This is a genomic window from Okeania sp. SIO3B5, assembly GCF_010692555.1.
Taxonomy (GTDB): domain Bacteria; phylum Cyanobacteriota; class Cyanobacteriia; order Cyanobacteriales; family Microcoleaceae; genus Okeania.
In genome coordinates this window covers 1-11,807 of sequence record NZ_JAAHHG010000314.1, presented here as the reverse complement: position 1 = coordinate 11,807, position 11,807 = coordinate 1, and the positions used below count along the sequence as shown (strand labels likewise).

Below are 11,807 nucleotides of genomic sequence, written 5' to 3'. Positions count from 1 at the left end.
TCTAGTTTTATCAGGAAAGGCAGAGGGCAGGAAGCAGAAGGCCCTCGGTAATATTAAGTACTTGTGCAAAATTAATTTAACATCTGTAAGTAAGTAGGGTTTACTGATTAAATACCAAAGTATTGACTGATATTGCTTTTAGGCTTTTTATGTCTGGAAAAAGTATGAGCTTTTCAGCAAGCTATTGTTAAAAAAGTGAGCATTTTTGGGAATAAAAGCCGAAAAATCACTCTGACTATTATTTAGGCCACTGACTCTGTGATTCCTATTTATTCTACGTCCTAACTACTGCCTACTGCCTACTCCCTACAAAGAGCAAAAAGACTTTATGAGCGCAAACCCTAAGCAGGGAGTAGGGAGCAGGGGAAATTAAAAAAAATATTATCGCACTTGAGATGAGAGAAGAAGGTTTTTATTATAAATAATGAGACTTGATATTATTCATCAATTATTTCCTACCTACAACCTACGGATTTTGCATGGAATGTTCCTATCCGCTACTACCTACTCCCTTTTTTCTGAAGATACCTAATAAAGTTTAAGTCTCCTGTTAAATTAACCTTTTTAATTCTTTCTATCCTTTAATCTAATTCTGTTTCTATATAGCCTAGTAATTGGTTTAATCGTTGAGGATCTGTTAAATATAAGTACCCAATTAAAGCTTCTAAACTGGTAGCCTGTTGATAAACTTCTGGATCTAATCTTTTCGGTTTCCCAAAAGCAGCGTTGCGCCCTCGTTTGAGAATATCTAACTCTAAACTGGTAAGATGAGGTTTTAAATTATGTAAATGATGAGCTTGACTTTCTGCTCTAACTTGGGCTACTACCAGTTGATGATAAGAGCGCGATCGCTTGGCTGGTATCAAGTAGTAGCTCCGAATAAATAATTCATAAATAGCATCCCCCAGGTATGCCCAAGCTGAGGGTGTAATTTTTTGAATTTCTGTTGGTGTTAGCGCGACAAGGTTTAAATGTTGCAAACGGATCGTTCTCCTTGTTAGCCCAGGCTTTCTACTCGATCAAATATTAGTCGTAACTTATAGGGATTTTCAAATAGAGAGACTACAGTGGCCAAAGTATTATTCTACTGCCTACTCCCTGGGACCTATGGACGTTGTATGCAATGTCCCTACCTCCCTAACCCAAAAGAATTTTGTAGTCTACTGAAATGAATTGGGCTGTAACTTAAGTTTGAGTCTCAATTTACCAATACGGGCCAAATTTTATTGTCACAATATTTCTAGTTTTTTCCTATACTCACAATTATTATTAAGTACCAATTTTTTTCTCATAATTTTTGATAAATACCAAAATAATTGGGTCTAAAACCCTGCTTTTTAAGGCGAAACATTTTTGTAGACTTGCTCAAATACCCGTTACAAAAACAACCTCTGTATGTCGCAAATCCGATGGCTCCCCTATCTAACTTCTGACTTCGTTAACTCGATCAGGCTTGACCAACTCCCGCCTAGACCTTTGCCTTTTGACGGGAGATAGCATCTATAGCTATATTCAATCGGTCATTGCCTGGCCTTGTCAAGATTTCTTGACATTCTCTAGAGCTTCATTTAATGAAGACCGTAAGGACAAAAATTTCTCTAAACGAACCAATTTAACAGTTTGATTTACACGGGCATTGGAGATTATTTGTAACGTACCTTCTTCATATTGTTTGGTATGCTTTACCAGTTGTACGAGTGCTCCTAACCCAGAGCTATCTACAAAATCTATTTTGGACAAATCCAAAATAATATTTTTTGGCCCTTGATCGATTTTTGTCTTCAGTGTTTTGTTAAAAGTACCTTCTGAAAAGGCATCTAGTAGCCCTGTTAAGCGGAATAGTTGGTAGTTATCCCTCTCTTCATGAGTGCATCTCAGGCTAACAGTCAGGGCTAATGGCTTAGGCTCAGGAATAACACCCTCCTAGCTTAATTTTGCATAAGTAGAACGTCAATTATACTTTTTTATGTGAAATTTGTCTACCCCTACAAATAACTTAGGGTTTGCTGAAAAAGTCTTATGGGTAAAGGTAGGAGACAGGAGACAGGAGACAGGAGTCAGGAGTCAGGAGGAACGGGGAATTTAGACCAGGTAGGAGTAAGAATTTGCCCAAGATTTTTCTGCCCAACTATGCGCCTAAAATACGCTCCTTTTTGAGCATGAAGAGCTGAAATAGGCGCATTTTTTCGACAAAAAAAAGGCTAAAGTCTTTATCTGTCAATGCTTTTAGATTTAATCAGCAAGCCATAACTTAAATTTTTCAATACAAATTATGCAAAAATTGCATAATTTAATTGTAAGGAATGAATGAAATTTGCAGGCCAAATCCTACTTTAATTTTGAAGCTTTAGCTTTCCGCTCATCTTGCATTACCTGGACAAAACGTTCAAATAAGTAATCAGCATCGTGAGGACCGGGACTGGCTTCAGGGTGGTATTGTACTGAGAACAAAGGTAAAGACTTATGTCGTAAACCTGCAACAGTTTGGTCATTCAAGTTAAGATGTGTAATTTCTACCTCAGCAGCTAAAGAATCTGGATTAATGGCAAATCCATGATTTTGACTTGTAATCTCCACTTGTTGCTGCAAACCTGCTGGCTGATTGAGACCACGGTGGCCAAACTTTAATTTAAAAGTGTCGGCTCCCAAAGCAAGACCGAGGACTTGGTGTCCCATACAAATGCCAAAAACAGGTTTAGATGATTTGAGTAACTCTTTAGTAGTCTCAATACCTTCGTTAACAGCAGCTGGGTCTCCTGGACCATTGGAAAGGAAAATACCATCAGGATTATACTTGAGAATTTCTTCTGGTGGCGTATTAGCAGGAACAACTACAACTTGACAACCATAGCTAGCTAAACGTCGTAGGATATTTTTTTTCACTCCAAAGTCAATGGCCACGACTGTATATTGTTCTCCACTGTAACCAGAAACAGAAGGATTAAACTCCCAAGCTGCATTAGTAGGTTCAGACCATTGGTAAACTTCTTTAGTTGTTACTTCTCGAACTAAATTTAATCCTGCCATACTAGGAGCAGACTGAACTTTTTCTAGCAATTCAGTTGGGTCTAGAATTTCTGTAGAAATCGCCCCATTCATTGCTCCTAAAGTCCGAATTTTTCTGGTCAAAGCACGGGTATCTATACCATAAATCCCAGGAATTTTATGTTCTTGAAGATACTCTGACAAAGATTGAGTAGAGCGCCAGTTACTAGGACGTGGACAAATATTACGAGCGATCACGCCCTTTATTTGTGGCTCATTGGACTCTTCATCTTCAGGATTTACCCCTGTATTTCCTAACTCTGGGTAAGTGAAAGTAACAATTTGCCCACAATAACTTGGATCTGTCAGAACTTCCTGATAACCAGTCATTCCTGTATTAAATACCACTTCTCCAATAGTGGTTCCAGGGGCACCAAAAGAAAAGCCTTGGTAAGTAGTTCCATCTGCTAGTACCAGTAGTGCAGGTTGAGCTGAAATTGACATTTTAATTCCTCTAAATTAATTAGCATTTAAAGATAGCTTCAGAATATCTATTTAGCTTATAGAGAATATTATGAAGTTAACAAAAAATGTAGTAGTAATAAGTACAGATTACACTCACTATTCAAATAAGATAAAATTAACTTAAGCTTTTAAATATTACAGTAGATAAATAGTTAAAATTATTAAAAAATTTAGTAATTATGATCGAAAATTATTCACTGCACAAATCTAATAATAGAAGTCAGGTAAAGCAGATGAAATCAGAGACTGAAAAAAAGCAACAGGTCAAAACAATATTTGGGCAAATACCATCAATATTGCTGACAACATTACTTTCTATAATAGGATTTGGCCTTGGTTATACTGCAGTTGCGATCGCTCAAGAATATCCAGGATGTTTTCTGCTTGATGAATTTGGAAATAGGAGAGACTTAACAATATCAGTTTGTGGTTTGTTTGGAGAAGAATTACCAGAGGAAGTATCAACTTCAACTGCAACAGCAGGGTTATATGAAATACCAATTAAAAGTCGTAGCGGTGGTATTCCTGTAATTGATGTTACTTTTAATGGTAATCAAACTTATGAAATGTTGTTAGATACCGGAGCTACTGGAACATCTATCACTCAGGAAATGGCCAACTCCCTAAAAGTTATACCTAATGATCGGGGAACTGTAATAGTTGCTGATGGCAGAAAAATAGAAAAAGAATATGGAATAGTTGCTTCTATTTCGGCAGGAGGTTTGGAGTTAAAACAATTTAGAGTTGGTATCTTAGCGCCTGAAGCAGAGTCAGCATTACTTGGACAAGACTTCTTTGGTAATTATGATATGACAGTTAAAGAAAAAGTAGTAGAGTTAAAGGTACGTTCTAGTAGTTAAAAGCATCATATTTATAAAAAATTTTATGTGAGGCTCACAGAATAAGGAGTCAGGAGTGAGGAGAAAATCATGGTGGTCAATTAAGAGTCAATAATTAGGAGTAATATCATGTCCGGTAGCATCGGTATTGTATAGATAAGGTAAGGAAGAAGGAAGAAGGAAGAACCTTACTTAATATGTAGATATTTCCCTAACTTTTCTTGTAATAAAAATCAGGTAAAGCAAATGAAATCAGAGACTGAAAAAAAGCAGCAGGTCAAAACAATATTTGGGCAAATACCATCAATATTGCTGACAACATTACTTTCTATAACAGGATTTGGCCTTGGTCATACTGTAGGCGCGATCGCTCAAGAATATCCAGGATGTTTTCTGCTTGATGAATTTGGAAATAGGAAAGATTTAACAATATCAGTTTGTGGTCTGTTTCCAGAAGAATCATCTGAAGAAGTATCAACTTCAACTGCAACAGCAGGGTTATATGAAATACCAATTGTTAAACGTACAAATGGAGAAGAAGGTAGCCCTATAGTTAATGTTACTTTTAATGATGGTCAAAGCTATGAAATGATTTTTGATACTGGTGCTACTAAGACTTTTATTACTCAGGAAATGGCAGACTCCTTGAAAGTTATACCTTCTGGTCGGGGAACTGCAAAAGTTGCTGATGGTAGAGAAGTAGAAGTACAAGCAGGAATAGTTGGTTCTATTTCTGCGGGAGGTTTAGAATTCAAACAATTTACTGTTGTTATCGCACCTCCTGAAGCAGAGATACCACTGCTGGGACAAGACTTTTTTGGTAGTTATGATATGACAATTAAGGAAAATGTAGTGGAGTTGCGGGCACGTTCTAATAGTTAGGGTTTGCTGAAAAATTGGTTGTGGGTGTAGGACACGGGGACGCACCAGACGCGGAGACGCACCAGACGCGGAGATGGAGGAACGTACCAGATGCAGGGACGCGAAGGGGAGTAAGAATCTTGTCTGCTCAAAATCCTAACTTTTTGAGCATTAAGAGCTGAAAACCAGGCACCCCCTCAAGACCTAAAAAGGCTAAAATCTTTATCTGTCAATGCTTAAATATTTAATCAGCAAGCCCTAGTTAAGAAGGTAGTAGGTGCTAGGTAGTAGGTGTTAGGTAGTGGCGTGACACAGCTAAAATGTTGCAATAGTAGGGGCGGGTTTCGCGTTAAATTAATGGTGTTACAAATTATCCTATGAACCCGCCCCCAACCCAAGGATATAATATCAAATCCGGTTGAATACTGATTATATACTTTGGGAGTAGGGGAGTGGGGGAGTGGGGGAGTAGGAGAGTAGGGGGAGATTAAATATTGAAGTAATTTAAGAAATTATAAACAGATATTATTATATAATCAGATTTTATGTGCAACCCCACCGGATTTGATATAATGCACCATTTTTAGATGTGTCGGTCTAGTAGTAGGTGTTAGGTGGTAGGTAGTGGGTTTTAGGTTGTAGGTTTTAGGTATCAAACTTTTATTTTACCTTCCTTAAACTTAAAGTAATAATTAGTATATTTGTCTTTAATACCGATATCTAAAATTTTCTGGCGTTGCTGATTTGAGGTATGAAATTTAACTTTGACACGATTTACGCACAGACACATATAGCAAGGGCGAATGCCATTCGCCCCTACAGATGGTGATTTAAAGGTCTATTTGCGTAAGTCCTGTTTGAGTAATTTTTTTCAACCTACCACCTAAGACCTACGACCTACTACCTTCTTCAATGATTTAAGAATTGAACTAACTGCTCTAACTTCAACCAAGCTGCTCCACTCTGGAGAATATCTTTAGCTTTGGCAATACCTTCTGCATGAGCTTCTAGTGGTACAACACCTGCTACTTGTAGGGCCAGAGAACTATTCAGAGCAACGACATCTGTCTGTGCAGAAGTCCCCTTACCTTGGAGAACATTCTGTAAGATTTCAGCATTTTTTTCTACCTCCCCGCCCTGTAAGGCACTTATGGGAGCAACATTTAATCCTAAATCTTGGGGGTTAACGGTTGTCATTCTTACCTCACTATTAGATAAAATAGCCAGATCAGTAATATCACCCAAACCAGCTTCATCTAGTTTTTCTCTGCCGTGGAGAACGATCGCCGATTTTACTCCCAATATTCCTAAAGCTTGAGCTATAATTTCTACTAGATGAGAATTGAATACTCCTATGACTTGACCTTGAGGACACAAAGGGTTAACTAAAGGACCTAAAAGATTAAACACAGTTCGTACTTTTAAAGTACGACGTAGAGGAACTACAGATTTCATTGCTGGATGCCAACCTGGTGCAAAAAGAAAAGTTACTCCTACCTCAGATACTGCAGATATTACTTTTTCCGTGGGGGCGTTCAGACGTATTCCCAATGCTTCCAAGACATCAGCAGAACCAACTTTACCAGAAGCAGAACGGTTTCCATGTTTAGCTACTGGCACTCCAGCCGCAGCTACAACAAAGGCAACAGCAGTAGAAATATTGAATGTTGAAGCTCCATCTCCACCAGTACCACAAGTATCAATGACTGGATATTTAGAGTCTGTGATGGGAACAGAGCGATCGCCATCTTCTTTTGTCAAAGATAAAGACTGTAATACTTTTGCCATACCTGCTAATTCTTCAGCAGATACACCTTTAGCTTGCAGGGCAGCTAAAATTGCTCCTGATAGAACAGGTGGAATTTCTTCTTGGAGCCATCCTTGCATTAAATTCGATGCTTGAGATGAAGATAAAGATTGGCCATCAAGTAACTGCTGTAATAAACTCGGCCATTCATTAGTAGAAGAGTTAATCATTGGTGTATCTTGTTGATTTTGAGCAATAGAACTATCCAATAATGGATAATTGATAATGGATAATTGATAATTACCTTCCCCTAAAAGGAAGAAGATTGAATAAAAGGAAAATTTTTTCTTCTCTTGGTTGATTGGATATGGCGAGGAAACCTAGCCATCCCACCCTACGGGAAGCTGCGAAGATCGAACGCTTGTTTCTCCTTTAAAGGAGAGGCTTTCAACCTTAATTATTCGGTCATAGTTCATAAAAATATAGTCAAATATGACATATCTTTTATTTCGCAGGTTTTACCCTAACTGGGTGAACTACAACACCACGCCAGTTGCGTGAGTGTCGGGGAACCCGCAAGGGCGCACTGACTTCTCTATCCCATGGTCAAAAACATTTGGGACTACTTTTTCTTTTCCTCTTTTTTGACGATCTCCCTGATTCAATTTCTGCTTGGTCATAATACAGAGGCTTGGACGTAGGTTCTTATGTGTCTAGAGGTAGCGTGTCAGTCCAGGAATTTCACCCTATTGAACTCAGATCGTTGACTCTTGGGGCTATTTGATTTTTTTTCTATTATCACAGACATTGTTAGATTATCTCAATACTCGCCCAAATTTCTGGAGACAGAAGACTATATCTGACTATATTGATGTACAACGTTTATTATACATTTTTCCACTATCTGATTATCTTATGTTTATCCTGTATATGTATCAAAGAATATTTTTTACAATTTAACATAAGTCTAAAAAAAAAAGACAAAAGTCAAGTTAATAAATTTCTAACCTTCTCTGGAGTAATTTTATTTCCAAGGTAATAGTCACATTTTACGCTCAAAAAGTTAGAAATATGTCAATATATATAATAACGAAAAGGGTGTAGTGATTCAATAATAAACTTCTTCAGTAGGTAAAAATAGTTACATACAAGGATAAATCTGGAACGGGAAAATTGAATGATTAATTGTCAGAAAAGCCAAAAGAAATTACAGCAAATGGAAGATAAATATCACAGTATATTTGAGAATAAAGTTGTAGGAATCTACCAAACAACCCTTGAAGGATGCTACATCAGTGCTAATGCTACACTAGCTCGCATCTATGGTTATGACTCTTCTACAGAAATGATTGCTGCCTTGGCAGATATTAAAAATCAACTTTATGTAGATTCTCAGCGACGTGACGAATTTGCTGAGATTTTACGAGAAAAAGGAGAAGTTTCCGAATTTGAATCCCAGATTTATCGCAGAGATGGCACAATAATTTGGATTTCTGAAAATGCCTGGGTAGTTTGCGATCGGCAGGAAAATTTTTTATATTATGAAGGATTTGTTGAAGATATTACCAGACGCAAACAAACAGAAGCAGCTTTGCAAGAAAGTGAAGAAAGACAAAGATTATTAATAGAAAGTATTCAAGATTATGCCTTATTTATGTTAGACTCGGACGGATATGTAGTAAGCTGGAACCGTGGAGCCGAACATATTTATCAATATCAATCAGAACAAATTATTGGTAGACATTTCTCTACTTTTTATACTCAAAAAGATATCAAAAATTACCTGCCAGATCAAGAATTAAAAATTGCTAGAGAACAAGGTAAATTTGCTGTCGAAAAAATCTGTCTAAGGCAAAACAAAACGCAATTCTGGGCTAATGTAATTACAACAGCTTTGTATGATGATCACCAAAAATTACGGGGTTTTTCTCAAGTCACAAGAAATATTACTGAAAGTAAACAAGCTATAGCTATCCAAACAGGGTTAATTGCTACTATACAAGCTTCAGAAAAAAAGTTTCGCGATTTATATGAATCCACTCAAGATGCGGTTTTCTTCATAAATGAGCTAGGTTTTATGGATTGTAACTTTGCTGCTTTAAAATTATTTGGCTGTACTAATAAATTAGAGTTGTGTGGAAAACAACCTTGGGAATTTAGCCCGACAAAACAGTCTGACAAAGAAGATTCAAGTATGATATTTAAACGTTATTTAGAAATAGCATTACACAGAGGCATAAGTCGTTTTAATTGGCGATATAAACGTTTAGATGGTTCTGAATTTCCCGCAGAAGTTTTCTTAAGTTCTATGAAGTTTGATGGTAGAAGTGGTTGGCAAGCAGTGGTTTTAGATATTAGCAATCGGGAGTTAAAAGAAAAAACACTAAAGCAAGCAAATGAAGAGTTAGAAAAGAGGGTAGAAAGACGAACAGTTGAACTAGAGGAGGTAGTTGAGCGATTACAGAAAGAGATATCTGAACGTCAACAAGTAGAAGCAAAGTTACGATTATCGGAGGAAAAGTTCTCAAAAGCATTTAGTTGTAGCCCTAACCCAATCAGTATTACTACTTTTGAGGATGGGCGGTTTATCGAAGTAAATGATGGCTTTTTGGAGATAATGGGTTATTGCCGTGAAGAAATAATTGGCTTTACCGCAGAAGATTTGAAGATATGGGTGTATCCAGAAGCAAAAACCGAATTTAGGCAAAATTTACAACTGCAAGGAATTGTGAAAAATCAGGAATACCAGTTCAGAGTTAAATCTGGTGAAATTAGGGTATGGTTGTTGTCTGCAGAGATTATTGATATTAGTCATGAACTTTGTGTGTTAGCAGTTATTACAGATATCACTGAACGCAAATGTGCAGAAGAAGCTTTATATGAAAGTCAAAGAAAATTAGCTACTTTAGTGAGTAATTTACCAGGTATGGCTTATCGTTTTCGCAACGATCAACATAGAAGTGTAGAATTTGTAAGTGAAGGTTGCTCTTCATTAACTGGTTACCAAGTCAAAGAATTTTTTGGTTCACAGAAAGTATCTTTATCACAATTAATTCATCCAGAAGATCGGCAACGTTTACGGAATGCTATAGGGTTTGCTTTACAGGAAAATCAACATTATCAAGTAGTCTATCGAATTACTACTAAGAATGGAGCAATTAAATGGGTTTGGGAGCAGGGAATAGGAGTGTTTTCAGAGTCAGGAGAATTAATAGCTTTAGAAGGTTTTCTTACAGATATTACTGAGAGTAAAAATGCAGAAGTAGCACTAAAGCAATCTCAAAATGAGTTAAGACACCAAAAGAAAAAATTAGAAAATACTTTGCAAGAATTGAATGAAGCAGAAACGACTTTAACTAATGCTGAAAAGATGTCTAGTTTAGGTCAATTAATAGCAGGAATTGCTCATGAAATTAAGAATCCTATAACTTCTGTGTATGGAAATATAGTGCATTTGAATCATTATGTTCAAGACATGATGAATTTACTAAATCTTTATCAAGAATATTGTACAGACCCACCAGAAAACATTAAAGAAGAATTTGAGGAGATAGATCTAGATTTTATGAGGGAAGATTTACCCAAAGTAATATCAGCAATGCAAATAGGGGCAGAAAGAATTCGTGATATTGTGAGTTCTCTGCGCAATTTCTCTCGTAAAGATGATGTGAAAAAAACTTTGATGAGTTTTCATGATGGTATTAATGGTACTTTAGTAATTCTCCAAAATCGTTTAAAAGGCCGTGGGAAAAAACCTGAAATTAAAATTTATAAGAAGTATGGAGAATTGCCTTTAGTAGAATGTTATGTGGGTATGATAAATCAGGTTTTTATGAATTTAATTGGTAATGCTATTGATGCTTTAGAAGAGGGTTTTGATAATTCTAATTGCCTAGATAAAACTCCTACTATTACAATTAAAACAGAAGCTACTTTAGAAAAAGTTATAGTGAGGATTATAGATAATGGTCTAGGTATGAATGAGGAAGTTAAGCTGCATTTATTTGAGCGATTTTTTACTACTAAACCGGCAGGAAAAGGTACTGGTTTAGGTTTATCTATTAGTTATCAAATTGTTGTGGAAAAACATAAGGGAAAGTTGAGTTGTATTTCTTCCCCTGGTGAGGGTGCAGAGTTTGTAATGGAAATTCCAATTGTACAGCCAGTATAATGTTTTAGTCAAAAGTGAAGTAATTTTTGATGATATAGCAGAAGGAAGAAGGAAGAAGGAAGAAGGAAGAAGGAAAAGTTTTACGTTATCTGAGTTTTACATTTTTGAACTGTTCTAACCGTTTTATCCGAACATGATATAACTTTTCGTTTGGTGATTGCCAACCGTAATGAACGTTCTGCCAGATTATTATCAGGGGGAATCTCTGGGTGAAGTAGAAAATACCACCATTAGACATTTCCAGAAAAGAGGGAACAGGGAACACCGGAGCTGGGAACAGAGAAGAATAATTGATAATTTCTAGATAAGAATTGGTTTTCTTTTTGATTTTTGGAGATGTCTATTGGTCTTCAATTTCAAAGGAAGTGTCCTAGATGCAACTTTCGACAAACTTATATTATGGGTGATATCATGTCCGTTTGAATACTTATAATTAAGATAGTAGGGGAGCGGGGGAGTAGGGGAGTAGGGGAGTAGGAAAAATAGAAAGATTTACTGTTGAAGTACTCATGATAAGTTTTTCATCACTAATTATCCGGACATGATATAACTCCTGTCTCCTGTCTCCTGTCTCCTGACTCCTACCCTCACCCATAAGACTTTTTCAGCAAACCCTAAATACGCTGTTTTGGGCTACCTATTTTTATCGATCGCCTGATTTTGGTTAACTAGTTTTATC

General features: G+C 36.6%; 8 protein-coding genes and 1 pseudogene. 4 read left to right on the top strand and 5 right to left on the bottom strand.

The window, feature by feature from the left end:
- Positions 1-581: 581 nt before the first annotated feature.
- The 3 genes from F6K54_RS29820 to carA all read right to left on the bottom strand — a co-directional run bounded on the left by F6K54_RS29820 (position 582) and on the right by carA (position 3,489).
- The gene (locus F6K54_RS29820; RefSeq protein WP_293085916.1) at positions 582-980 is read right to left on the bottom strand and encodes a Mini-ribonuclease 3; all 399 of its coding nucleotides are present in this window, start codon (positions 978-980) and stop codon (positions 582-584) included.
- Positions 981-1,536: 556 nt separating this feature from the next.
- Complete coding sequence (locus F6K54_RS29815) at positions 1,537-1,878, bottom strand: STAS domain-containing protein (protein WP_366558271.1); 342 nt, start codon at positions 1,876-1,878, stop codon at positions 1,537-1,539.
- Positions 1,879-2,328: 450 nt separating this feature from the next.
- Positions 2,329-3,489: a glutamine-hydrolyzing carbamoyl-phosphate synthase small subunit gene (gene carA / locus F6K54_RS29810; protein WP_293085913.1), complete on the bottom strand. Its 1,161-nt coding sequence runs from the start codon at positions 3,487-3,489 to the stop codon at positions 2,329-2,331.
- Positions 3,490-3,689: 200 nt separating this feature from the next.
- Here carA and F6K54_RS29805 point away from each other — a divergent pair, with 200 nt between their 5' ends.
- Positions 3,690-4,370 (top strand): TIGR02281 family clan AA aspartic protease, encoded by a 681-nt coding sequence (locus F6K54_RS29805; protein ID WP_293085910.1) that lies wholly within the window; start codon positions 3,690-3,692, stop codon positions 4,368-4,370.
- 225 nt (positions 4,371-4,595) lie between these two features.
- Positions 4,596-5,231, top strand: a complete 636-nt coding sequence (locus F6K54_RS29800; protein ID WP_293085907.1) for a TIGR02281 family clan AA aspartic protease — start codon at positions 4,596-4,598, stop codon at positions 5,229-5,231.
- An 888-nt stretch (positions 5,232-6,119) separates the two neighbouring features.
- On the opposite strand, the gene trpD is transcribed toward F6K54_RS29800, so the two are convergent.
- A complete protein-coding gene (trpD, locus tag F6K54_RS29795) occupies positions 6,120-7,187 on the bottom strand; it encodes an anthranilate phosphoribosyltransferase (RefSeq protein WP_293085919.1) in 1,068 nt (355 codons plus the stop codon).
- Between the two features lie 947 nt (positions 7,188-8,134).
- Between trpD and F6K54_RS29790 the strand changes: the two genes are divergently transcribed.
- Both F6K54_RS29790 and F6K54_RS29785 read left to right on the top strand, forming a co-directional pair.
- Complete coding sequence (locus F6K54_RS29790; protein WP_293085904.1) at positions 8,135-11,128, top strand: PAS domain S-box protein; 2,994 nt, start codon at positions 8,135-8,137, stop codon at positions 11,126-11,128.
- Positions 11,112-11,246 carry a hypothetical protein gene (locus tag F6K54_RS29785; RefSeq protein ID WP_293085902.1) on the top strand — a complete coding sequence of 45 codons (135 nt, stop codon included), beginning with the start codon at positions 11,112-11,114 and terminating at the stop codon, positions 11,244-11,246. Before F6K54_RS29790 ends, F6K54_RS29785 begins: the two co-directional genes overlap by 17 nt.
- On the opposite strand, the pseudogene F6K54_RS29780 reads toward F6K54_RS29785, so the two are convergent.
- Positions 11,218-11,358, bottom strand: a pseudogene (locus F6K54_RS29780) (transposase); the annotation flags it as partial. The gene F6K54_RS29785 and the pseudogene F6K54_RS29780 sit on opposite strands and share 29 nt — an antisense overlap.
- Positions 11,359-11,807: the final 449 nt, after the last annotated feature.

What these genes read in the sequence shown, in the direction of transcription:
- carA (WP_293085913.1), bottom strand. Translation starts at nt 3,489, where the DNA reads ATGTCAATTTCAGCTCAACCTGCACTACTGGTACTAGCAGATGGAACT.
- F6K54_RS29805 (WP_293085910.1), top strand. Translation starts at nt 3,690, where the DNA reads ATGATCGAAAATTATTCACTGCACAAATCTAATAATAGAAGTCAGGTA.
- F6K54_RS29800 (WP_293085907.1), top strand. Translation starts at nt 4,596, where the DNA reads ATGAAATCAGAGACTGAAAAAAAGCAGCAGGTCAAAACAATATTTGGG.
- trpD (WP_293085919.1), bottom strand. Translation starts at nt 7,187, where the DNA reads ATGATTAACTCTTCTACTAATGAATGGCCGAGTTTATTACAGCAGTTA.
- F6K54_RS29790 (WP_293085904.1), top strand. Translation starts at nt 8,135, where the DNA reads ATGATTAATTGTCAGAAAAGCCAAAAGAAATTACAGCAAATGGAAGAT.